General features: G+C 70.9%; 18 protein-coding genes and 1 pseudogene. 3 read left to right on the top strand and 16 right to left on the bottom strand.

Going from position 1 to position 22,021, the window contains the following annotated elements:
• Nucleotides 1–21 precede the first annotated feature (21 nt).
• The 5 genes from ACGFU7_RS25635 to ACGFU7_RS25615 form a co-directional block, all read right to left on the bottom strand.
• A complete protein-coding gene (locus ACGFU7_RS25635; RefSeq protein WP_393698583.1) occupies nucleotides 22–1,152 on the bottom strand; it encodes an acyl-CoA dehydrogenase family protein in 1,131 nt (376 codons plus the stop codon).
• Entirely contained in the window at nucleotides 1,149–2,336 is a 1,188-nt protein-coding gene (locus ACGFU7_RS25630) for an acyl-CoA dehydrogenase family protein (protein ID WP_393698581.1), read from the bottom strand. Before ACGFU7_RS25630 ends, ACGFU7_RS25635 begins: the two co-directional genes overlap by 4 nt.
• Complete coding sequence (locus tag ACGFU7_RS25625) at nucleotides 2,333–3,301, bottom strand: NADPH:quinone oxidoreductase family protein (RefSeq protein ID WP_393698579.1); 969 nt, start codon at nucleotides 3,299–3,301, stop codon at nucleotides 2,333–2,335. The genes ACGFU7_RS25630 and ACGFU7_RS25625 overlap by 4 nt, the downstream gene beginning before the upstream one ends.
• Nucleotides 3,302–3,508: 207 nt before the next feature.
• A complete protein-coding gene (locus ACGFU7_RS25620; RefSeq protein ID WP_393698577.1) occupies nucleotides 3,509–6,190 on the bottom strand; it encodes a beta-N-acetylglucosaminidase domain-containing protein in 2,682 nt (893 codons plus the stop codon).
• Nucleotides 6,191–6,578: 388 nt separating this feature from the next.
• A complete protein-coding gene (locus ACGFU7_RS25615; protein ID WP_393698575.1) occupies nucleotides 6,579–6,857 on the bottom strand; it encodes a metal-sensitive transcriptional regulator in 279 nt (92 codons plus the stop codon).
• Between the two features lie 100 nt (nucleotides 6,858–6,957).
• On the opposite strand from ACGFU7_RS25615, the gene ACGFU7_RS25610 reads away from it, so the two are divergent.
• The gene (locus ACGFU7_RS25610; protein ID WP_393698573.1) at nucleotides 6,958–7,530 is read left to right on the top strand and encodes a rhodanese-like domain-containing protein; all 573 of its coding nucleotides are present in this window, start codon (nucleotides 6,958–6,960) and stop codon (nucleotides 7,528–7,530) included.
• Nucleotides 7,531–7,615: 85 nt separating this feature from the next.
• On the opposite strand, the gene ACGFU7_RS25605 is transcribed toward ACGFU7_RS25610, so the two are convergent.
• Nucleotides 7,616–8,911 (bottom strand): alpha/beta fold hydrolase, encoded by a 1,296-nt coding sequence (locus ACGFU7_RS25605; RefSeq protein WP_393698571.1) that lies wholly within the window; start codon nucleotides 8,909–8,911, stop codon nucleotides 7,616–7,618.
• 106 nt (nucleotides 8,912–9,017) lie between these two features.
• Here ACGFU7_RS25605 and ACGFU7_RS25600 point away from each other — a divergent pair, with 106 nt between their 5' ends.
• Nucleotides 9,018–10,181: an ABC transporter ATP-binding protein gene (locus ACGFU7_RS25600; RefSeq protein WP_393698570.1), complete on the top strand. Its 1,164-nt coding sequence runs from the start codon at nucleotides 9,018–9,020 to the stop codon at nucleotides 10,179–10,181.
• A gap of 46 nt (nucleotides 10,182–10,227) precedes the next feature.
• On the opposite strand, the gene ACGFU7_RS25595 is transcribed toward ACGFU7_RS25600, so the two are convergent.
• The 7 genes and pseudogenes from ACGFU7_RS25595 to ACGFU7_RS25565 all read right to left on the bottom strand — a co-directional run bounded on the left by ACGFU7_RS25595 (nucleotide 10,228) and on the right by ACGFU7_RS25565 (nucleotide 18,529).
• Nucleotides 10,228–10,503: a DUF2087 domain-containing protein gene (locus ACGFU7_RS25595; protein ID WP_393698568.1), complete on the bottom strand. Its 276-nt coding sequence runs from the start codon at nucleotides 10,501–10,503 to the stop codon at nucleotides 10,228–10,230.
• A 97-nt stretch (nucleotides 10,504–10,600) separates the two neighbouring features.
• Nucleotides 10,601–11,626, bottom strand: a complete 1,026-nt coding sequence (locus tag ACGFU7_RS25590; RefSeq protein ID WP_393698566.1) for a hypothetical protein — start codon at nucleotides 11,624–11,626, stop codon at nucleotides 10,601–10,603.
• 32 nt (nucleotides 11,627–11,658) lie between these two features.
• Nucleotides 11,659–12,942, bottom strand: coding sequence for a transporter (locus ACGFU7_RS25585; RefSeq protein WP_393698564.1), 1,284 nt, complete (start codon nucleotides 12,940–12,942; stop codon nucleotides 11,659–11,661).
• A 4-nt stretch (nucleotides 12,943–12,946) separates the two neighbouring features.
• Nucleotides 12,947–13,534 carry a hypothetical protein gene (locus ACGFU7_RS25580; protein WP_393698562.1) on the bottom strand — a complete coding sequence of 196 codons (588 nt, stop codon included), beginning with the start codon at nucleotides 13,532–13,534 and terminating at the stop codon, nucleotides 12,947–12,949.
• Nucleotides 13,531–15,661 (bottom strand): annotated as a pseudogene (locus ACGFU7_RS25575) (hydantoinase/oxoprolinase family protein). Before ACGFU7_RS25575 ends, ACGFU7_RS25580 begins: the two are co-directional and overlap by 4 nt.
• A 109-nt stretch (nucleotides 15,662–15,770) precedes the next feature.
• Nucleotides 15,771–17,381, bottom strand: coding sequence for an FAD-dependent oxidoreductase (locus tag ACGFU7_RS25570; protein WP_393698560.1), 1,611 nt, complete (start codon nucleotides 17,379–17,381; stop codon nucleotides 15,771–15,773).
• A complete protein-coding gene (locus ACGFU7_RS25565) occupies nucleotides 17,378–18,529 on the bottom strand; it encodes a LacI family DNA-binding transcriptional regulator (protein ID WP_393698558.1) in 1,152 nt (383 codons plus the stop codon). Before ACGFU7_RS25565 ends, ACGFU7_RS25570 begins: the two co-directional genes overlap by 4 nt.
• Before the next feature lie 200 nt (nucleotides 18,530–18,729).
• Between ACGFU7_RS25565 and ACGFU7_RS25560 the strand changes: the two genes are divergently transcribed.
• On the top strand, nucleotides 18,730–19,704 hold the full coding sequence (locus ACGFU7_RS25560) for an acetylxylan esterase (RefSeq protein WP_393698556.1): 975 nt from the start codon (nucleotides 18,730–18,732) through the stop codon (nucleotides 19,702–19,704).
• Nucleotides 19,705–19,719: 15 nt separating this feature from the next.
• Here the strand turns inward: ACGFU7_RS25560 and ACGFU7_RS25555 are convergent, their stop codons facing one another.
• Genes ACGFU7_RS25555 through ACGFU7_RS25545 form a run of 3 tightly spaced genes read right to left on the bottom strand, consistent with a single transcriptional unit; the run spans nucleotide 19,720 to nucleotide 22,021 of the window.
• Nucleotides 19,720–20,673 (bottom strand): ABC transporter substrate-binding protein, encoded by a 954-nt coding sequence (locus tag ACGFU7_RS25555; protein ID WP_393698555.1) that lies wholly within the window; start codon nucleotides 20,671–20,673, stop codon nucleotides 19,720–19,722.
• Entirely contained in the window at nucleotides 20,670–21,347 is a 678-nt protein-coding gene (locus ACGFU7_RS25550; protein WP_393698554.1) for an ABC transporter permease, read from the bottom strand. The genes ACGFU7_RS25555 and ACGFU7_RS25550 overlap by 4 nt, the downstream gene beginning before the upstream one ends.
• Nucleotides 21,344–22,021 (bottom strand): ABC transporter permease, encoded by a 678-nt coding sequence (locus tag ACGFU7_RS25545; protein WP_393698552.1) that lies wholly within the window; start codon nucleotides 22,019–22,021, stop codon nucleotides 21,344–21,346. The genes ACGFU7_RS25550 and ACGFU7_RS25545 overlap by 4 nt, the downstream gene beginning before the upstream one ends.

The following is a 22,021-nucleotide window of genomic DNA, read 5'->3' as shown; positions in this document are numbered from 1 at the left end:
CGGGCTGTTTCTTCTGTCCGCTTACGGCGCGGGCAGCTCCACGATTTCGGCAATGGCCTCGCGATGATGTCCAGCCGTGCCGTACGCGATCGAGTCGGCCTTGGCGCGCTTGAGATACAGGTGCGCCGGGTGCTCCCATGTCATGCCGATGCCACCGTGCAGCTGAATGCACTCCTCCGCCGCGTGCACCGCGACCTTGGAGCAGTACGCCTGTGCGACGGCTACCGCCAACGGCCTGTCGGGGCTTCCGGTCGCGAGGGCGTCCGCGGCGTTTCGCGCGGCGGCGCGGGCCGACACGACCTCCAGCCAGAGCTGCGCCATGCGGTGCTTGAGGGACTGGAACGAGCCGACGGGCCGGTTGAACTGGTGCCGTTCACGGGTGTACCGGACGGTCTCGGTCAGGCACCACTCGGCGAGTCCGAGCTGTTCGGAGGCGAGCAGTCCGGCGCCTGCCAGCAGCCCTCGACGCACGGCAAAGACTGCGGACGCACCGTCGGCCAGGCGGGTTCCGGCGGCTCCGGTGAGGGTGACGGTGGCGAGCGGGCGGGTCAGATCGAGCGGGACGAGCGGCTCGACGACGACACCTTCGGAGCCGGTCTCCACCGCGTACAGACCATCGGTCGTGGGCACCAGCAGCACATCGGCCGCGGGCGCGTCGGCCACGCCGGTCACCGTCCCCTCCACCGCGCCGGCCACGACGCCGGCCGGCTGCGCGGCGCCGGGCACCGGAGCGGAGAACGGCACAGCGAGGACCGCGACCTTGCGGCCGGTGGCGAGGTCTCCGAGGAGTTCGGCGACCGGTCCGTCCTGCGTCCCCAGCGCGAGGAGCGTCTCGGTGGCGACGACCGCGCTGGTCAGATACGGCGTGGGGGCGACGCTGCGGCCCAGCTCCTCCAGCACCACCGCGGCCTCGCGGTGGCCGGCGCCCTGGCCGCCCAGCTTCTCCGGCACCAGCAGCCCGGCGGTGCCGATGTCGGCGGCGAGGGCCTTCCAGAGCTGCGGGTCGTACGGCGTGTCGGACTCGACGCGGGCGAGCACCGTCGGCGCGTCGCACCGGTCGGCGAGCAGCGAACGCACCGCTGCCCGCAGATCGTCCTCGGCCTCCGAATACAGCAGATCGGGTGCCTGGGTCTCTTCGGTCGGTGCCGTCATCGGGCCAGGTCCTTCCAGGCGACGTCCTTGTCGTTGCGCGGCTCGACGGGCAGGCCGAGGACGCGCTCGGCAACGATGTTGAGCAGCACCTCGCTGGTGCCGCCCTCGATGGAGTTGCCCTTGGAGCGGAGATAGCGGTAGCCGGCGTCACGTCCGGTGAAGTCGACGAACTCCGGGCGGCGCATGGTCCAGTCGCTGTACAGCAGACCCTCCTCGCCGAGGAGTTCGACTTCCAGGCCGCTGATCTCCTGGTTGAGCCGGGCGAAGGCGAGCTTCATGCCGGAGCCCTCGGGGCCGGGCTGTCCGGCAACGAGCTGCTGGCGCAGCCGGGTGCCGGTGAGCCTGGCGACCTCGGCCTCGACCCAGAGGGTCAACAGGCGCTGATGGAGGTCGTGGGTGCGCAGTTCGGGACGTTCGCGCCAGGTGCGGGCGACCGGGCCGATCATGCCACCCTCGCGCGGGATACGTGCCCCGCCGATGGAGACCCGCTCGTTCATCAAGGTGGTCTGGGCGACCTTCCAGCCTTCGCCGACCGGGCCGAGGCGCCTGCTGTCCGGGATGCGTACGCCGGTCAGGAAGACCTCGTTGAACTCGGCCTCGCCGGTGATCTGGCGCAGTGGCCGTACCTCGACGCCCGGGTCGGTCATGTCGCAGATCAAGTAGCTGATGCCGCGGTGCTTGGGCTGGTCCGGGTCGGTGCGGGCGATGAGGATCGCCCAGCGGGCCAGATGGGCGCTGGATGTCCAGACCTTCTGTCCGTCGACCACCCAGTCCTCGCCGTCGCGGACGGCGCGGGTGCCGAGGGCGGCGAGGTCGGAGCCGGCGCCCGGTTCGCTGAAGAGCTGGCACCAGACCTCCTCACCGACCCACAGCGGCCGCAGGAAGCGCTGCTTCTGCTCGTCCGTGCCGTAGCCGAGGATCGTGGGGGCGGCCATGCCGAGGCCGATGCCGATCCGGCGCGGATCGTTCTCGGGGGCGCCCGCGGCGGCGAGTTCGGCGTCCACGACGGGCTGCAGGGAGCGCGGTGCGTCGAGTCCGCCGAGGCCGGCCGGATAGTGGACCCAGGCGAGTCCCGCGTCGAAGCGGGCCTTGAGGAAGTCCGTGCGGTCGGTGGTGGCCGGCGGGTGTGCGGCCAGCAGTTCCTGGGTGCGGCGGCGGAGTTCGGCCGCGTCAGGGGTTGTCATCGGGCGGCTCCTGTCGGGAGGACGACGATCCGGCCGGTGCTGGTGCCGTCGGCAACCCGCTGGACGGCAGCAGCGGCCCCGCCCATCTCGACCCGCTCGCTGATCAGCGGCTTGATGGCGCCCTGCGCCGCGAGTCGGGTGAGTTCGTCGTGGCAGGCGCGGACCGCGGCCGGGTCCTTGGTGTTGTACAGGCCCCAGTGGAGTCCGAGGATCGAGTAGTTCTTGACGAGGGCGTGGTTCAGCGCCGGGGTGGGGATGACACCGCTCGCGAAGCCGACGACGACGACCCTGCCCTCGAAGGCGATGCACTTCACGGACTTGGCGTACGCGTCGCCGCCGACCGGGTCGTACACCACATCGGCGCCGCGTCCGCCGGTGGCCTCCTTGACCGCGGCGACGATGTCCTCGCCGCGGCGGTCGATGACCAGGTCGCAGCCGAGCTCACTGGCAATCTTCGCCTTCTCCGCGCCTCCGACGACACCGATGACGGTGGCTCCGGCGGCCTTGCCGAGCTGGACGGCCGCGCTGCCGACGCCGCCGGCCGCGGCGTGGACCAGGAGGGTCTCGCCCGCCTGGAGGTGCGCCCTGCGGTGCAGGCCGAACCAGCCGGTCTGGTAGCCGATGTGCAGGGCGGCGGCCTCGGCGTCGTCGAGAGCTTCCGGGGCGGGCAGGAGGGCCGCCTCGTCCGCGACGACGTACTCGGCGAATCCGCCGTTCGGCAGGGCGGGGGTGGCGAGCACCCGCCGCCCGTCCGCCGTCTTGCCGCAGATCTCCACGCCGGGTGTGAACGGCAGCGGCGGCCGCACCTGGTACTGGCCGCGGCAGAGCAGCGCGTCGGGGAAGTTGATGTTCGCCGCGAGCACCTCGATGAGCACCTGCCCGTCGCCGGGCGTGGGCCGGTCGGTCTCTTCGAGCCGCATCACCTCGCTCGGCTCGCCGTTCCGGTGCACTCGCCATGCCTGCATGAGGGGCCTCCACAACACTGTCGGCATTACCACTGCTCCGGCGCATACTAAGCGGTCGCTTGCCCCTCTGGGAACAACTTACCGGTGCCGGTTTCGGCCGGAGGCGGACATGGATGCGCCCGGTCCGGCCCGAAGCGCTTCGGGCCGGACCGGGTGTGGGACGGGTCCATGGGGGACAGCCGGACGTCTGTACGTACCGGACAGGCCCTAGTCCTGGCCGACCACCACCTCGGCGATCTGCGGCGCCGCCGAACCCGCGTTCCAGACGAGGCGTACCGCGTCGGCCGTACGGCCCGCCGTGCTCACCTCGGTGTACGGGCCGTCGAGGGCGCCGACGGTCTGCCACGTTCCGTCGGTGCCCCGCAGCTGGATGTCGGCGCGGCCGCCGGACCCGGCCGGCTGCAGGACAGTGACGGACCGCACGGAACGCGCGGCGGCGAGTCCCACCTCCAGCGCCTCCCCGGCCTCTGGTGCGCGTGCCGCCCGGTAGACGGTGCCCGGGTCCCCGTCGGACGCCGCCCGCAGCGAGGATCCGGTCGCGGCGGGCGGCCCTCCGGTCACCGCCCCGTCCTCCGTCGCGACGCTGAACTCCCGTACGACGAGCCAGTTGTCCTGGCCCGCGGTCGCCCGTGCCCGCACATAGCGGGCCTTCGTCCCGGCGGGCACGGTCGCGGTGACGTCCGGCTTTCCGGAGAAGGCGGTGAGCTGCTGCCAGCTCTGCCCGTCGGCCGAGTACTCAAGCACCCCTTCGTGGAGGTAGTCGCCGGTGCTGCCCGGCTTGGCCATGGCGAGGGTGATGTCGCCGATGTCCCGCGCCCGGCCCAGGTCCACGGTGATCCGGTCACCGGCGGCGGGCGCGCCGTCGCTCCAGAAGTAGGTGGAGTCGTCGCCGTCCAGCATCCGCGCGACCGTGTTGCTCTGGTAGGTGCCCAGGCTGGTCGATGCCGAGGGCCGCCCGCTCACCCCGAGTATCCGGTCGTGCTCGGCGTTCGCCGCGTCGATGAACCGGTCCAGCACCCCGTCGCCGACGACGACCGGCACCTTGCGGCCGTCGAGACCGGTGTACGTGAAGGCCTTCGCCGCGGTGACCTGTGCGGGCAGCTGCTGCCGGAGCTCCCATGCCTGCGCACCCTTTCCGGCACGGGCCGCCTCGACCATACGCAGAGCAGTACGGGCGGCGGTCGCCCAGGACTTGGTCGCATCCAGCCAGGGGCCGGAGTCGGCGATGAAGCCGCGGTCCGGGAGGCTGCTGCGCAACCGGTCGGGGGCGGAGCCGAGCGCGCCGAGCACCGAGGTGAGCCGGGTGGCGTCACCGGAGTTCCAGTAGCGGGCGAACTCCGCCGCCAGTTCGGGGGCCTGGTCCTTGTTGAGAGCCGAGCTGTAGTTGACGTCGGCGAAGGCCCGCAGCGCCTTCTCGGTGCGGGGGTCGCCGCCCGCGTACTCCTTCAGCCCCTCACCCCACGAGGTGCGGGGGTCGTACGCGGCGTCGTTCCAGGCGTAGTCGGCAACGGTATGCAGCGCGATCTTCGAGGCGTACGGCTGGATCATCGGGTTGGCGGTGATCCCGGCCAGCTTGCCGGGCAGACCCTTCTCCCGTCCGTTGAACGGGCCGAGCAGCAGCCGGTTGGTCGCGTAGTCGTTGACCGGGTAGTTGTCCCACGTCAGGATCGGGTGGTTGAAGACCGTGCGGGCGGCCTCGGCCTGCGCGACGGTCATGGTCGGCGCGACGACGCCGACGCCGGTCCATTCGACGAGGACATCGGGGTCGAGCTGCTCGGACAGCGCCTTCTTGTAAGGCGACACGGACACGTCGTAGTACTCGGTGGGGACCATCTGGAGCGGCTGGGCGCCGGGGTGCGTGGCGATGAACTCCTTGTTGACCCGGTTGAGCAGATAGGCCTGCGCCGCGCCCGCCGCACCGCCGCCGGTCCCCCACTTCGCCTTGTCCTCGGCGCAGTTCCAGTCGGTGTAGCTGATGTCGTCGAGCGGCACGGCGAAGGTCCGTACGCCGATGTCCCAGATCGTCTGGAACTTGTCGACCAGCGCCTTGGCGTCGGCGTCCGAGCTGTAACAGACGGAGAGGCCGGGCGAGAGCGCATACGTGAACTCCACATGCCGTCGGACGGCCCGGTCGGTCAGTTCCTTGATCTGGGCCAACCGGTCGGCGGGGTAGTCGTCGCGCCACTTCGCGCGGAGATACGGGTCGTCCTTCGGCGAGTACACATAGATGTTCATCTTGTGCTCGCCGTAGTAGTCGAGCTGGTCGAGCCGGGCCTCGTGCGACCACGGCGTGCCGTAGAAGCCCTCGATGACGCCGCGCAGTGCGGTACCGGGCCAGTCGCGTACGGAGAGTCCGGCGACCTCGGCACCCGGATGTTTCGCCTGCGGCAGGACCTGACGCAGGGTCTGCGCGGCGTAGTACGTGCCGGTGGTGTCCTTGCCCGCGAGGACGATGCGACCGGCGCCGATGCCGAGGACATAGCCCTCGGCGGGCAGCGCGGACGGGCCGTCGAGGTGCTGGGCGGCGAGCGCGGCCGAGTCACCGACATGGACGGTGAGCCCGCTCCTGCCGGGTCTGTCGCTGCGTACGACGCGCTGTGCACCGGCCCGGCGCAGCGCGGTCTCCGCCACCTCGATGGAGGGCTCGTCGGAGGTTGCGCCCGCCACCAAGGTGACGGTGGGGCTGATGGCGATCCGGTCGGATCGGCTCTTCACGGACTGCGGGGTGGGCGTGATGGCGGGGGTCCGCCGGTGGGCGGTGGCCTTCACCGGGGTGACGGTCCGGGTGCTGTCGGCTGCCCGGGCGGGCGGCACGGCGGTCAGCAGAGCGCCGGCGAGCAGGGTCGCCGCCGTGCCGAGCACGGTGAGACGGGGTGGGCGAGGCGTCACTGGTCCTCCATGATCACTCAAGTCACCGGAGTCGCACAACACAACAACACCGAATTCAACATCATGTCGCTTACATGTCAATGGTCTGGACAACATCAACACGTGGACCTGGAGTTTTGTACTCAGAAGCGGTACCCATGCATACGTGACGGAGCGGCTTTCGGTGGCCCGGGAGGAACTCGCGGGGCTCGGCACCGGCCGCGTGCCGACCGCGGTGGGCGACATCCACGCCCCCGACGCGCGGCGGTCGGTACCAGCCTGCTGGTCATCAGGGTGAACTCCACAGCCGCGCTGCAGCGGATCTTCGGTGCACTACCGCCGGACCCGGCCGTGTTCATGCCTCGTCGACGCCGCGGTGTGAGCCCCGGCGTCATCCCCGGCTCCTGGCTCAGGCCAGCGAGAGAAAGAGCTTCTCCAGTCGCGCCCGCATCCGGTCGCGGTCCGCGGGCTCACTGGCGCCGTCGGCCATGCAGTGCTGCAGGCCCGTCGCGATGATCGCGAAACCGGCCCGGTCCAGCGCCCGGGACACGGCCGCCATCTGCGTGATGACGTCCTCGCAGTCCCGGCCCTCCTCGATCATCCTGATGATCCCGGCGAGCTGGCCCTGTGCGCGGCGAAGGCGGTTGAGGACCGACTTCAGTTCGTCGGCCGCCATGTCGAGCTCCACAACATCCTCCTCCTGATACCCCAAGGGGTATTCTAACCTGAATGGGGAAGGAGAGACCGAGTCCCTCCTCAGCCCCGGTGAACGAAAGGAAACACTTCTCGTGACCAGCCCCGTCTCCCTCTCCCCCGCCCAGGCCGCGGCCCGTCTCGCGGAGTTCACCGTCATCGATGTGCGGGCCCCCGGCGAGTACGCCTCCGGGCACGTTCCCGGTGCTCTGAACATCCCGCTGGACCGCCTCCACGAGGCCGTGCCCGCTCTGAAGTCCGCCGCGGCCCGCGGTTCGCTGCTCGTGGTGTGCGCGTCCGGCGTGCGCTCCACCCGGGCCTGCGACATTCTCTCAGCGGCCGACATCGACGCCGTGACACTGTCCGGAGGCACCTCGGCCTGGGAAGGCGAGGGCCGCGATCTCGACCGTCCCGCCGGGGCCCGCGCGACGTGGCCGATGGAGCGTCAGGTCCGGCTCGCCGCCGGTTCGCTCGTGGTGGCCGGCCTGCTCGCCGGGGTGCGCTTCCCGGCCGCGCGCTGGCTCTCCGCCGGCATCGGCTCCGGGCTCGTCTTCTCCGCCGTGACCAACACGTGCGGCATGGCGGCGGCCCTGTCGAAGCTTCCGTACAACCGGGCCCCGCGCTCGGCCGCGAACCTGGGCGCGACGCTGGACGCCCTCCAGAGCTGAGACGCCCCGCAGTGGGAGGAGCCGGTCACGCACCCCGCGCGACCGGCTCCTCCCGTTGCAGGAACGGATCACATCTCGTCCCGGATCAGACGTCGTCCCGGACCAGGGCGAGCAGCCGGTCCAGTACGCGCGGTCCGCCCGCGCGCAGGCCGTCATGCTCGAACTCGTTGGTCACCCAGGTACGCAGCCCGCGGATCGACTCCGCCGTGCGCAGCGCGTGCCCAGTGTCCACATACATGTCGTCGTGGTAGACGGCAGCGGCGACCGGCACCTCGTTGGCGGCCAGGCGCTCAAGGTCGTACAGCGGCGCCCAGTCGGTACGGGAGGCCAGCAGCTCGGCGGTCTCGCGCAGCGGGCGCAACGCCGGGTCCACCTCGAAGTGCCAGGGGTGGATGCTCTCACCGGTGAAGAGCACCGGGCCGTCGCCCTTGAGCGCCGTGACCGCGTCGAACTGGGGGAATTCGGCACGGACCCGCTCGGCGGCCCAGCCGGTGGGCTGCTCGCCCCGGCCGTAGATCGCCTCGTGCATCAGCGCGTACAACGGATGTCCGGCGAACGAGTTGGCTGTGCGCATGGCCTCCTGGAACGTGTCGGAGAGCTCGGTGCCGAGCGGCGTACGGACGAAGGCGTTCTCCAGCAGGTAGTGCAGCTGGTGGCTGCCGTTGCCGCCGCCCAGCATGATGCCGAGGGACTGGAATCCCTCGGGCGTCAGACGGTGTCCCGCGCTTTCCGGGCGGTGCTCCGCGAGGTGAGCGGTGATCTCCCGGGCGCGCCCGACATCCTGCGGGTAGCGGGCGTAGTGGGCGGCGACCTTGCGCTCGATGCGTGGGTAGGCGGCCCGGTAGACGTCGTCGGCGTGCGCATCGAGCGAGGGCAGTCCACCGGTGATGAGGACGGCTTTGAGCCCTTCGGGGGCGGCCGACAGATAGCGGACGGCGCAGAAGCCGCCGAAGGACTGGCCGAGCACCGTCCACGGTTCGCCGCCGGTCAGCTGCGGGCGGATCACCTCGCAGTCGCGCACGATGTTGTCGGAGCGGAAGTGGGCGAGGTAGTCGGCCTGCTCGCGCGGACCGCCGCGCAGCGGCAGGGTCTGCCGGTTGGCCGGGGTGGAGAGGCCGGTGCCGCGCTGGTCGAGGAGCAACACCCGGAACTCCTGCACGGCCCGCCCCAGCCATGCCTCCGTGCCGATGAAGCGCCGGGCGCCGAAGCCGGGGCCGCCCTCCAGATAGACCAGCCAGGGCAGCTCTTCGCCGGCCTTGCCGCTCGCCACGGCTTCCCTGCCGAAGACCTCGATCTGCTCACCGCCCGGATCGGTGTGGTCGAGCGGGACCGTGAAATAGCGGTCGGTGAAAACGATGCCGGGGTGCCGGTAACTGCTCACAAGGTGCTCCTGAATCAGATGTTCCACGGACAGTTCAGCACACGGCCGTGACACGGACAGTCGCGGCCCGTGTGCGGCACGCCCGGGGGCCTCCTACCGTGCAGGCATGATCCGGTTCGAGCAGGTCAGCAAGGTCTATCCGGACGGTACGAGCGCGGTCGACGGCCTCTCCTTCGAGGTCGCCGAGGGGGAACTGGTGACCCTGGTCGGACCGTCCGGCTGTGGCAAGACCACCACGATGATGATGGTGAACCGGCTGATCGAGCCGTCGTCGGGCCGGATCCTGGTCAACGGCGAGGACATCTCGGGCGTCGATCCGGTGAAGCTGCGCCGCCGAATCGGCTATGTCATCCAGCAGGTCGGTCTCTTCCCGCACCGCACGATCCTCGACAACACCGCGACGGTCCCCGCGCTGGTCGGCTGGAAGCGGGCGAGGGCCCGGGAGCGGGCGGCCGAGCTGCTGGATCTGGTGGGCCTCGACCCGACAACGTACGGCTCCCGCTACCCCGCCCAGCTCTCCGGGGGCCAGCGCCAACGGGTGGGCGTGGCGAGGGCGTTGGCCGCCGATCCGCCGGTGCTGCTGATGGACGAGCCGTTCGGCGCGGTCGACCCGGTGGTGCGCGAGCGGCTGCAGAACGAATTCCTGAGCCTTCAGGCGACGGTCAGGAAGACAGTCCTGATGGTCACCCATGACATCGAGGAAGCGGTCCGGATGGGTGACCGGATCGCGGTGTACGGCGCAGGGCGCATCGAGCAGTTCGACAGCCCGGGGGCGGTGCTCGGGTCTCCCACGACCTCGTATGTGGCACAGTTCGTCGGCGCCGACCGGGGGCTGAAGCGCCTTTCGGTCACCACGATCGAGCCGGACGATCTGGAGGAGCCGCCGGTCGCCCGGCTGAACGAGCCGGTCAGGTCGGCGGCGGCACGGCTGAGCAGTGCGGGTGCCCGCTGGGCGGTGGTGCTGAACGGCGAGGGCGACCTGCACGGCTGGGTGTCGGCGGATGCGCTGCGGATCGCCGGGGAACACGGCACGGTCGGCGAACTGGCCCGCCGGATGGACGCCTGGGTGCCGGTCGGTGCGCCACTGAAGCAGGCGTTCAGCGAGATGCTCCAGCACGACGCCGGGTGGGTAGCGGTGCTGGACGGGTCACGGTTCCTCGGCGTGCTGACGCCGGCCAAACTCCACGAGACGCTGCGCCGCTCGGTGGACGCGGACGCGCAGGGAGTGGGACGGGACGAGGTGCAGTTCGAATCGGTGGCGGACGCGTAGGGCGCGCGCTGTGTACGCGCGCCCCCACAGTCGGTCAGGGCCCGACCTACCGCCCGCGCCGGTAGCTGCTGCCGTCCTTGGGGCGGACCAGCAGACCGGCGACGACCAGGTAGCGGCGCAGTGCCGAGCAGTCCTCGTGCACCGTGAGCAGTGCGTCGTTGACCTCGCGCTCGGTATAGGCCCGGTCCCGCTCGAAGAGCGTCTCTGTGAGGTGGACCAGCAACTGTTCGCGACGGGCCGTCTTGCGGGGGATCGCCGTCAGACGGCCGTGTGAGAAGAGCGCCTCGACCTGGTGCGAACCGCTTGAATCATTGTCAGACATGGGAGGGAGCGTCGCAGGCCTCCGGCCTGCGGGCAACGTGTTTTCGCCGCGCCCGCGGGCCGGATGCCGCCTCCGATCCCGATCCGCCGGACAGGCCCTACACCGCTCGGGCCACCGCGATGGCCCCCTGGAGCCGCTCGCCCGCCTCGTAGACCATGTACGCCGTCCCGTCCTGGGTGCCGAAGCTCGGCGCGGCGCTTCGTCCGTTGTCCGGTGCGCCGGAGAGCGAGTCGTGGAAGAGGCCCAGGTGGTCGCGGCGGGAGAAGTCGTTGCCGACCTCGGTGATCAGGAGGTTGCCGCCGCTCTCCTTGTCGTTGTTGTAGACGACGTACGCGCTGCCGTTCCGGGTGAGAAGATGCGGGCCCCCGACATTCACGGCACCGACGTCGGCATGGCTGACCAGTGGTTTCTGGTCGAACGTCCAGTCACGGCCGTCGGCGGACCAGCCCCAGTGGATGTCACGGTGATTGGTGGTGTTGTTCAGCATGAACAGCATCACGTAGCGGGCGCCGCGCGAGGGCAGATCGTGCCGGAAGACCCGGGCATACGACGTCTCCGTCGTCCCGGCCGGGAGCATCGCCGTGGTCAGCACCACCTTGTCGTACGTGAAGTGGATGCCGTCCTTCGAGCGGGCGAGACGGGTCGTGGTGTTCTCGCCGTGGAAGTAGAGCCACATCTCGTGCGCGTCCTCGTTCCACAGGACGTGCGGCGACGAGACATGGCTGACCTTGTAGTGCGGCTGCCATTCGTTGGCCACGATCGGGTTGGCGGGGTATTCGGTGAAGGGGCCCTCGATGTTGTCGCCGTAGGCGAGGCAGATGCCGCCGGGGGCGTCGTGCGGTGCGTAGTAGAGGTAGTAACGGCCCAGCGGGGCCGGCACCCGGCCCGCCGCTCCCCTGATGCAGGGGAAGATGATCTCGCCGGTGGGGTTGTACTTCAGCTGCGAGGGCTGCAGCAGTGTCTTGACGTACCGGTAGTCGGGGAAGCCGGCGGGCGCGGCGGCCGCGGTGCCGGTCGTGGTGGCGCCGACAGCGAGGACCGTACCGGCGGCCGCGGCTGAGCGCAGGAAGAGGCGGCGGCCCATCCGCGGCTCGCTCTCGGGGTGGATCTGCGGCTCGTTCATGGGTGAACTCCGTCCCAGGAGTGGTGAACGTGTCAGAGGTAGGTGGCGGCGGTCACGCAGAAGCCGCCGAGGGCGACGGCCCAGACGTACGGCAGCGTGCGGACCATCACCTGCTGGGGCGTGACGCCCGCGTACTGCGCGCTCCACACCGTCTGGGTACTCGTGGGGTCGGCGACGCCGAACACCTGGTTGTACGAGGTGGCGAGACCCAGCACCGCGGTCGCGGGGTAGATGCCTGCGGCGATCAGGACGCCGGCGATGCCCGCGCCGAGGCCGAAGACGTTGAGCGGGCCGCGGTAGAGGCAGAGCGGTACGAGGACGGTGAAGACGAGCACGAACAGCACGGCGTTCTGCGGGCTGACCGCCTTGACGAGGGGTTCGAGCGCGTCGATCGCTCCGGGCAGTTTCACGGCTGCGAGCAGGATGCCGATGGCGATGAACAGGGCGATCGGTGCGGCGGCGACCTCGAAGCCTCCGTAGAGGGTGCGCAGCAGCCGCTTGTTCATCTCGCGCGGCCGGGTGGTGGTGACCAGGCAGTACAGCACGCCCGCGAGCAGCGACGGAATGATGGCCACTTCCAGACCGAGGGCCAGGACCAGGGGCACCACCGGGGTGAGCAGCGCGTACCAGGGGGCGTCGCCGAGCCGGGCGCGCCGGCCGGAACGCGGCTTGGCGGCGAGGGACTTGGCGGACCAGGCGTGTTCGACGCCGCGGCGGCGGGACTCGACGAGGACGAAGAGGACCGCTGCGGCCAGTGCGAACGGGAACAGTTTGATCATGAAGCCGCGGACGGTGGGGACGGGCAGTTCGAGCGCGGTGGAGAAGAACTGCCAGATGGGGAGCTCGAACGGCATTCCTGCCGCGATGCCCATGAGGATCGTGCCGGCCGCGGTGACCTTGGGGATGCCGACGGCGATCATCGCGGGGATGCCGATGATCCCGGCGAGCATCGCGGCGGGCGCGGAGCCCGTCACCGTACCGACGAGGGTGGAGACGGCGAGGACACCGAGGGCCACTACGACCGGGCGGTCACCGCCGAATTCGACGATCTTACGGACGAGGGTGCCCGCGATGCCCGTCTCGTCGAGCAGCTTGCCGAGCCAAGAGCCGAGCAGGATGGCGATCATGGTGGCGGCGAGGGCCGGTGCGCCTTCCTGGAGGACCGTGTCCAGGACGCTGTTCTTGCCGGTGAGCGGGGCGCCCGCGACGAAGGCGATGACGACGGCCAGGACGACGAGCGCGAAGGCCGTGGGGAGTTTGCGGGCCAGCATCGCGGCGACACCGGCCGCCATGACGAGGAGGATGACGACGCCCATGGCGTTACTTCTCTCTTCCGTGCGGGGCAGTGGTGGTGCGGTCGCCGGCTGCGGCGAGCGCGGCGGTCAGCAGCAGCGGACTGCGGCCGAGTCCACAGGCGGTACGGGCGTAGGCGTGGGCGGCGATCTCCTCGGCCCCGGCGACATGGCCGTACAGCCGCCTGCGTCCGGCGCTCAGCAGGACATGGCCGAGCGCGCATTTCAGCGCCGTCTTCGCCGGGCCGTGATGGAGCTGTTCATGGACGGCCTCGTGCGCGAGGGCTGCGGCGCGCACCGAGCCCGCCGGGTACCAGTGGCGCCAGCCGCGCTCGTCGATCAGGGCTTCGGCGCGGGCGAGAGTGTCGGTGTACAGCTCGACGGTCGCGGGGCGTGAGGTGTACCGGGCGAGGAGACCGTGCTCCAGTCCGCCGTCGCGTTCGACGATGCGGGCGCGGGAGGGGACAGGAGTGAGGTGGGCGCCGAACTCCGTCGCCACGGTTGCCCAGTGACGCAGCAGGTCGCGGTCGCGGCCTTCGTGCGTGGGTGTGCCGGCCAGAAGTTGTACGCCGAACTCGATGTCGTCCGTGGCGGACAGGTCGATGAGCGCGCTCATGTCCGTACCTCCACGACCGCGACCACGGACTCGTCCGCCGAACGGGTGCCGAGTTCGCTGCGGGCAAGGGCGAGCAGCGGCTGCGGGTCCAGGACGCCGGAGAGGTCGGCGATGCGGGAACCGAGCAGCAGTCGCAGAGCGGGAGCGCGGACACCGCCGTCGCCGTACGAGGTGGCGTCGGCGACGAGCCGGGCCAGGGTCTCGGGGGCGCTGCCCACGGTGGTGGTCTCCACCAGGGCGTCGGGGGCGTGCAGCCGGACGACACCGTCGGCGTCGACGACCCGCACCGGGTGCCGGGTGGTGCGCAACCGGCGGCGGATCTCGGTGCCGTAGACCGTGTGGACGGGGGTCCTGGCCAGGACGCTCACGGCCGACGGGTCGGCTTTCAGGCTGGCCGCCGCGGCGTGCAGCCGTTCGTTCTCGTCGGCGCGGTGTGCGCGGTCCTGGGTGCGCAGTTCGGTGGCGCCGGTCGCCACCGCCCGTACGGTGCTGGTCTGCGGGTCCACGGTCACCTCGACCTCCACCCCGTCCGCCGCGGCGCCCTGCGCCACGACGGCTGCCTCGGCCTCGGCGCGGACAGCGAGGATCTGTTCCTGGCCGGCGCCCGGGATGATCCGCTCGATCTGCTCACGGACCAGGGCGAGGGCGACCCCGATGGGACTGATGACCTCGCTGTGCTGGGCGATCCGGCCCTCCTGGCCGGTGACGGAGGCGAGATGGGGGGTGACGGATGCGGCGCCTCCGCCTCCTCCGACCAGTACCGCGGTGTCCTTGTCGAGCCGGTAGTCGCGGATCATCGCGTCGGTCACGGCCCTGACCTGTTCGGCACCTTTGTCGAGGAGCTGGGCGGCTGCCGTCGCGACATCGGTGGAGAGTGCGGCGGCCAGCGGGGCCAGTGCGGCACGGGCCACGTCCTGGTCGCAGCGGGCGAAGTCGCCCTCGGGTACCCGGCCCAGCGCGTTGGCCGCACAGGTCATCGTGATCGCGTACCTGCCGCCGGCCGCGTCGATGACGGCGTAGTCGTCGGGGTCGCCCTCCATCGGCCGGACGGTGGTGATGTGCGCGTCGCGCAGTTCGTCGAGGGTGGCGAAGCAGGCGTACGGCAGTCCGGCGATGTGCGCGCTGCGCGGCCCGGCACCGATCACCTTTCCGCCGTCGATCCGGACCATGGAGCCGCCGCCGACGCCCACGGTCCGCACATCGAGTGCGGAGAGGTACGACGCCTTGCCGAGGATGGTGGCGTGCCGGACGGCGACCTTGCCGCGGCGGACGACGCTGATGTCGGTGGAGGTGCCCCCGGTCTCCAGGAACAGGCCCTCGCTGATCCGTTCCTGCATCAGCGCACCCGCCACCCCCGCGGCAGGCCCGGAGAGTACGGTCAGCAGGGGGCGCCTGCGCATCTCGTCGAGCGACATCACACCGCCGTCGCAGCGCATCACCATCAGAGGTGCGCTCACCCCGGCCTTGGTGATGGAGGCGTCGACGAGGTCGGCGGTGGCGAGCATGCGGGGCAGGATGGCGGCATTGACCACGGCGGTACGGGTCCGTTTGGCGAGTCCGTACAGAGACGTGATCTCGTGCGCGGCCGTCATCGGGAGGCCGTGCGGGCGGGCCGTGTCGAGGACCGCCTGCTCCCCCTCCGGGCGGTCGACGCTGAACGGCTCGCTGGCGACGAGGACTTGGGCGCCGTCACGGGTGACCGCGTCGACGGCCCGCCGCACCTCGTCCGGGTCGTCGGGGTCGGCCACATGTGCGTAGGAGAGCGGGAGCCGTTTGCCCGGGGTGAGTTCGAGCCTGCCGAGCGAGGCGAGGCGGCGGGTGAGCGCACCGCCCGGCCCCGCTCCGATGGCCGATCAGTCCGACGGTGGCGACATCGCCCTCCAGCAGGGCGTTGGTAGCCTGTGTCGTGCCGTGTGCCAGGAAGGCGACGTCCTCGGCGGCACGGCCGGTCTGCTCCAGCAGCCGGTCGAGCGCTTGGACGATGCCGTGGGCGACCCCGTCCTCGTGGTGGTGGCTGGTGGGTACCTTCACCTGCCCCAGCAGGTCGAGGGTCGTGGCGTCGACGGCCACGGCGTCGGTGAAGGTTCCGCCCACGTCGATACCGACGCGGATGCGGTGGGTGGTCATGGCTGGGCACCTCCATGTGCGAGTGGGTTGATGCGCGGGCGGGCCGGGTGGGACAGGTGGAGCTGTCCCACCCGGCATTTCACTGGTTCGGGTCCGGCGGGGCCGGCAATCAGTAGCCGCGTACGTCGGGCCAGCGGCGCTGGACCCCGTCGCGGTCGAGCAGCCGCGCGAACGCCTCGTACCGCTTGTCCTCGGCCTGAACCTGGTGCGGTTCGACGCCTTCGGCGAGACAGTGGGCGGCCAGGGCACCGGCGACCTCGCCGATGTTCCACTCCACCGGGTGGAGCCGGTAGCAGCCGTTCGTGATGTGGGTGGTGCCGATGTTCTTGCCGGCCGGCAGCAGATTGCGGACGCGGCGCGGCACGAGGGCGCCGAGCGGGATCTCGAACGGCACCGAGCCGATGTCGATGTAGTTGTCGCCTCCGGTGGAGGGGTGCAGATCGATGCGGTAGCTGCCGACTCCGACCGCGTCCCGGTGGCGTGTCCCGCCGTGCGGACCGACGAGGTCGATCGCCACGTCGTGCTCGGTGACGGTGGTGACGGCCTTGATCCGGCGGGACTCGCGTACGTACGGGGCCTTGGCGAGGCCGTCGTCGGTACCGGTGATGTCGGGGCGGATCCGCAGTCCGGGGAAGCCGGTGCCACCGTCCTGACGCGGAGCCTCGGTCTGCAGCCAGTACAGGAGCGAGAGCGACAACTGCCGGGCCTCCGCGACCGCTTGGGCGGAGACCTCGTCACCGGCGCCGACCAGGGGCTTGAGCCAGTAGTCGTTCAGCGGCCAGTTGACGAGCGTGATGTCGGAGTCGAAGGCGCCGGGGCGGTGCATCCCGCGGGCGAGGATGCGGCGGAAGCCCCACAGTTCCTTGTCGCCCGCGTCCGCGCTCTGGTCGGCGCTGACGGCGAGCGGGTCGATGTCCGGGTTGGGGACGAAGGTACGCGGTACCGATTCCAGGGAGCGGGGGTCGGGCGCCTGGAAGCCGAGGAGCGGGCCGGGCCAGGAGTCGGGGCGGTAGGAGCGCCAGAACACGTAGTCGGCGGGGCGGTCGATGGTGTGGTTCTCGCCCTCGTGGTGGGAGAGCGCGAAGCAGACGGTGATGCCCTGCTGGTTGAGCGGCTGGGCCTGTTCGGGTGCGTGCGGTTCGTCGAACTCACTCTGCGCCTCGGCGCCGATGGCGTGCTCGACGCCGCCGAGTTCGAGGAGTTCGCCGGTCTCGGTGGCATCGATGACGTAGCGGGCGGTGACGGTGGTGCGGTCGCCGGTCCGGAGGTTCTCCAGGGTCACCGCCCGGATGACATCGTTTTCCGACTCCGCCGCCACGGCCCGGTGTTCGGTGAGCAACGTGAGCCGGCCCGCCGCCCGGTGCGGGGCGAGCATCGCCTCCAGCACGGTGAGCGCGATGCGTGGTTCATGGCAGAGCTTGCTGACCCGCCCGGCGCCCGGGTTGAGGTCGGTGAGGGCGAGGGCTTCGGAGCGCATCGGGTACCACTGGCGGTAGTACGCCCGGATGCCTTCGCGCAGTCGGCGGTACGAGGCGGTGGTGCCGAACTGCTCCACCCATGGGTGCTCGTCCGGTGGGACGGCCTGGGAGGTGAGCTGGCCGCCGATCCAGTCGGTCTCCTCGGTGAGGACGACGGTGCGTCCGGCGCGGCAGGCGGCGAGTGCGGCGGCGACGCCGCCGAGTCCGGCGCCCACGATGAGGATGTCCGGTTTGGGTATCACAGGTCTCCTTGTGCTGTACGTGCAGGTGGTGCGGTCGGTCGGCTTCGGTGGGCCGGGGGCGGTGGTCCGGAGGTTGCGCCGGGCCGGAACGCGCAGGCCACCAGGGGTTCGGTGGCCTCCTCCCCCGCGACCAGCGCGGCGAGCATCCGTACAGCCGCCGCGCCGAGTTGGGTGCGGGGGATGTCGAAGCCGGTGGGTTCGGGGCCGTCCGCGAGGTCGGCGGGCGGGCTGCCGAGGAGCGCCAGCGAGGCGTCGCGCGGGCAGTCGATCCCGGTTTCGGTGACGGCGCGGCGCAGGGCGCGCCAGGCAGCTCCGGTGTCGGTCTCCTCGGCGACGAGCGCGGTGACGCCCTCGGCGAGCCAGTCCCGCAGCCGTTCGGGGGTGAGGTCTCGTTCCGGGTCCGCGGAACGGAAGACTGTCTCGGGGCCGCCGGGAAGCCCGGCCGCCTCGAGCCCCTTGAGGAAGCCGTGTTCACGGTCGGTGGAGGCGGGTGCCTCGTCGTCCTCGCGGATCAGCAGCATCCGCCGGTGCCCCAGTGCGGCAAGGCGGGCGACGACCTCGCGGCCGGCGCTCACGTAATCGGCGCCGACCCAGGCCAGGCCCTCCAGTTCGTCCCGGCGGCCGAGATGCACCACCGGGAAGCCGTCGGCGACCAGCCTCTGCAGCTCCTGGGCCGGCGCGTGCCGGCCCAGGAACAGACAGCCGTCGGCGAGGCGGACCCGGCTCAGCGCGTCGGGCCCGGCGGCCCCCGCGCCGCCGGTGCTCGAACCGGTGAACAGCACCAGGTCGTAACCGCGTTCCGCGGCCTCGCGCTCCACGCCCACCAGGAACGGGTAGTACGAGTGCTGCACATCGGTCGGGAACGTCGCGGTGAAGCTGAAGACGCCCAGCAGGTTGTTGCGCGCCGCCGCGAGTCTGCGGGCCGCCGGGTCGGGGACGTAACCGAGGCTGCGTGCCGCCTCCAGAACCTTCTGCCGGGTCTCCTCCGAGATCGTGGCGCCTTGTTTCTTGTCCGCGAGCACGAGCGAGACCGTGGCCTGTGATACCCCGGCGAGCCGTGCGACCTCGGCCTGACGCGGGCGGGCCGTGCGGCCTGCCGGTGCGGGTGAACGGCCGGGCCTGGCCCGCTTCCTGGGTTCCTCCACCATGGCTCCTCAGATCAGGTAATGCGTATTAGTAATGCGCATTAACGAGTACTGTGAGGGTCGGTCCGGTGCCCGTCAAGAGTTCGGACAACACTTCTTCCCGGCGCACGGTCACCCGCGTCCGCGCCGCCGCCCGCACCCGTACGGTGTGATCGACCATCCCCACGAGTGATCACTCACCCCTGCGAAGAAGGCGGTTCCGCATGTCCCTGTTCGATCTGCCCCTCGACGAACTGCGCGACTATCGCAGCCGTTCGGTGGAGCCGGAGGACTTCGACGCGTTCTGGTCGAAGACCCTCGACGAGGCCAGGTCCCACGACCTCGACGCCCGGTTCGAGCTGCGTACTGGCACAGGGCTGGCGACCGTCGACGTGTACGACGTGACGTTCGCGGGCTTCGGCGGTCACCCGGTCAAGGGCTGGTTCGTCGTCCCGGCGGGCACTACCGAACCGCTGCCGGTGGTCGTGGAGTTCATCGGCTACGGCGGCGGGCGGGGCCTGGCCCACACCCATCTGCTCTGGGCATCGGCCGGTTTCGCCCACTTCGTCATGGACACCCGGGGCCAGGGCAGCGGCTGGCTCGTCGGCGACACCCCCGACCCGGTGGGCAGCGCGCCCTCGTACCCCGGTTTCATGACCCGTGGCATCGAGGACCCGCACGCGTTCTACTACCGGCGCGTGTTCACCGACGCGGTACGTGCGGTGGAGGCGGCGCGCTCGCATCCGCTGAGCGATGCGGCGCGCACCGCGGCCACCGGTGTGAGCCAGGGCGGCGGCCTCACGCTCGCCGTCGGCGGGCTGATACCCGACCTCGCGGCGATCGCGCCTGACGTCCCGTTCCTGTGCGACTTCCCCCGCGCGCTCACCGTCACCGACCGCAACCCGTACCGCGAGGTGGGCAGCTACCTCAAGACGCACCGGGGCAGGGCCGAACGGGCGAGGGCCACTCTGTCCTACTTCGACGGGGTGCACTTCGCCGCACGCGGGCGTGCACCGGCGCTGTTCTCGACGGCCCTGGAGGACATGACCTGCCCGCCGTCGACCGTCTTCGCCGCCTTCAACGCGTACGCACATCAGGACAAGACCATCGAGGTGTACGACTTCAACGATCACGAGGGCGGCGGTCCGTTCCAGGAGGCCGTGCAGCTGGGCTGGCTGCCCGGGAAACTGACGGCCTGATCCCAAGGAAAGGCCCTAGCCGCGCGGGATGAGGTTCCTGGACTCCAGGTAGGTGCGTGCCACGTCCTCGGGCAGCCGCCGCCAGCTGTCGACCTGCTCGTCGAGCCGGGCCAGGTCGGCGGTGGTCAGTACGGTGTTGAGCCTGCCCAGCGCCTTGCGTACGCCTTCGCTGCCCGCCCGGGACCGGTTGACGACGGGGACGAGGTAGTCGGCGTTCTGCAGGTGCTTGTCGTCGGCGAGCAGGACGAGGCCGAAGTTGTCGAGGGTCGCGTCGGTGGTGGTGGTCAGGACCATCTGGTCCCGACCGTTCTGGACGGCCTGTTTGGCCTGGGTGGTGCCGACGCCCTTGGGGTCCACGGCCGTGATGCGGATGCCGTATGTCTTTTTCAGCCCGGGTGCGCAGTAGGGGCGCTGTACGCATTCGTCGCCGGCGGCCAGACGCACGGGCAGCCCGGATCCGCCCAGGTCGCTGAGGTTCTTGAGGTGGTGCTTCGCCGCGTACGGGGCGGCTACCGCGAAGGCGTTCTGGTCGACGGCGCGCCCGGGGTCGAGGACGGTGAGGCCACGGGGTGCGGCGAGGGCGCGCAGGGCCTTCATGGTGGCGTCGAGGTCGGGCGAACCGACGGGGGCCGATCCGGCGCCGTTCTTCTTGGCGTTCAGCCAGTCGGCGAAGGTGGCGGCGTACTCCGGTACGACGTCGATCTGGCCGCTCTCCAGCGCCGGTTCGTAGATCTCGCGGTTGGTGACGGAGATGATCTTCGTGGAGTAGCCGGCCCGGTCGAGCAGAGCTGCGTACATCTGGGCGAGCAGATCGCTCTCGGTGAAGCCCGCGGAGCCGATGGTGAGGTGCTTGCTGTCGCCCGGCGGTGCGGTGACCTCGCCCTGGTTCTCCAGGGAGGGTCCGGTGGCGCAGGCGGTCGCCGGCAACAGAAACGCCAGGAGCACGGGGAGTGCCGTGCGCGGCCTCATCCGGATTCCTCGCCGCGGATCCAGTCGGGGGCGAGCCGTTGCGCCACTTCGAAGAGCCCTTCGACGATCAGGGCGAAGACGGCGACGAGAACGGCCCCGGCAACCACCTGCGCGGTGGAGGCGAGGTTGAAGCCCGCGGTGATGATGCGGCCGAGTCCCCCGCCGCCCGCCAGCGCCGCGAGGGTGGCGGTGGCGACGAGCTGGACGGCGGCGATCCGTACGCCGGTGAGGATCAGCGGCAGTGCGAGCGGCACCTCGACGCCCAGCATCAGCTGTCTGCCCGTCATGCCCATTCCCGTGGCCGCCCGTACGACATCGCGGTCGACCTCGCGCATGCCGACGTAGGCGTTGGTGAGCAGCGGCGGTACGGCGAAGAGGACGAGGGCGATGATGGTCGGCCACTCGCCGTGCCCGCCGATCGGGGTGAGGAGCAGCAGCACCAGCACGGCGAAGGTGGGGACGGCCCGGCCGATGTTGGAGATGTTGACGGCGAGCGCGCCGCCCTTGCCGAGATGGCCCAGGACCAGGGCGATGGGCAGCGCGATCAGGCAGCTGATCAGCAGGCAGACGACGGTGAGGAACAGATGCTGGCCGAGACGGTTCCGGATACCGCCGTCGCCGGACCAGTTCGCCGGGGTCGTGAGCCAGGACCAGGCGTCGGCAAGGGTGTTCACGACTGCCTCCGGGTCCACGGGGTCAGAAGTCGTTGCGCAAGCAGGAGCAGCAGGTCGGCGGCGACGGCGATGACGACGCAGAGGACGGAGGCGGTGAGCACCTGGGCCTTGAAGTACGTGTTCATCCCGGAGTAGATGAGGTTGCCGAGTCCGCCGTAGCCGACGATCGCGCCGACCGTGACCAGGGACACCGCGGAAACGGTCGCGATGCGCAGTCCGGCCATGGCGGCGGGCAGCGCAAGGGGAAGTTCCACGGCGACGAGCAGCCGGACGGGGCCGTACCCCATACCGCGTGCGGCCTGCCTGGTTTCCGCAGGCACGGCGCGCAGTCCGGCGAGAATGTTCCGTACGAGCAGGGTGAGCGAGTACAGGACGAGTCCGGCGACGACGAGCGAGGCGGAGAGTCCGTACACCGGCAGCAGCAGCGAGAACATGGCGAGCGACGGCACGGTGTAGAGGATGGTCGTCACACCGAGGACCGGACCTGCCGCCCACCGCCAGCGGCGCGCCGCGAGGGCGAGCGGAACGGCGAGGACCAGCCCGGCGAGTACGGAGACCGCGGTGAGCTGGAGGTGCTGGACGACGGCGTCCCAGAGAATCTCGCGACGGCTGGTCAGGTAGGCGCCGCAGAGCCACTCATTGCGCGCGAGGCAGTCGTCGGGAGGCGCGGTCAC

Source organism: Streptomyces sp. NPDC048473, assembly GCF_043200155.1.
Lineage (GTDB): Bacteria > Actinomycetota > Actinomycetes > Streptomycetales > Streptomycetaceae > Streptomyces.
The sequence above is the reverse complement of the archived record's forward strand: the minus strand, read 5'-3'. Positions and strand labels throughout refer to the sequence as shown.

Coding starts and splice junctions, on each gene's coding strand:
- ACGFU7_RS25560 (WP_393698556.1), top strand. CDS start 18,730: ATGTCCCTGTTCGATCTGCCCCTCGACGAACTGCGCGACTATCGCAGC.
- ACGFU7_RS25555 (WP_393698555.1), bottom strand. CDS start 20,673: ATGAGGCCGCGCACGGCACTCCCCGTGCTCCTGGCGTTTCTGTTGCCG.
- ACGFU7_RS25595 (WP_393698568.1), bottom strand. CDS start 10,503: ATGTCTGACAATGATTCAAGCGGTTCGCACCAGGTCGAGGCGCTCTTC.
- ACGFU7_RS25635 (WP_393698583.1), bottom strand. CDS start 1,152: ATGACGGCACCGACCGAAGAGACCCAGGCACCCGATCTGCTGTATTCG.
- ACGFU7_RS25630 (WP_393698581.1), bottom strand. CDS start 2,336: ATGACAACCCCTGACGCGGCCGAACTCCGCCGCCGCACCCAGGAACTG.
- ACGFU7_RS25590 (WP_393698566.1), bottom strand. CDS start 11,626: ATGAACGAGCCGCAGATCCACCCCGAGAGCGAGCCGCGGATGGGCCGC.
- ACGFU7_RS25600 (WP_393698570.1), top strand. CDS start 9,018: ATGATCCGGTTCGAGCAGGTCAGCAAGGTCTATCCGGACGGTACGAGC.
- ACGFU7_RS25585 (WP_393698564.1), bottom strand. CDS start 12,942: ATGGGCGTCGTCATCCTCCTCGTCATGGCGGCCGGTGTCGCCGCGATG.
- ACGFU7_RS25580 (WP_393698562.1), bottom strand. CDS start 13,534: ATGAGCGCGCTCATCGACCTGTCCGCCACGGACGACATCGAGTTCGGC.
- ACGFU7_RS25565 (WP_393698558.1), bottom strand. CDS start 18,529: ATGGTGGAGGAACCCAGGAAGCGGGCCAGGCCCGGCCGTTCACCCGCA.
- ACGFU7_RS25625 (WP_393698579.1), bottom strand. CDS start 3,301: ATGCAGGCATGGCGAGTGCACCGGAACGGCGAGCCGAGCGAGGTGATG.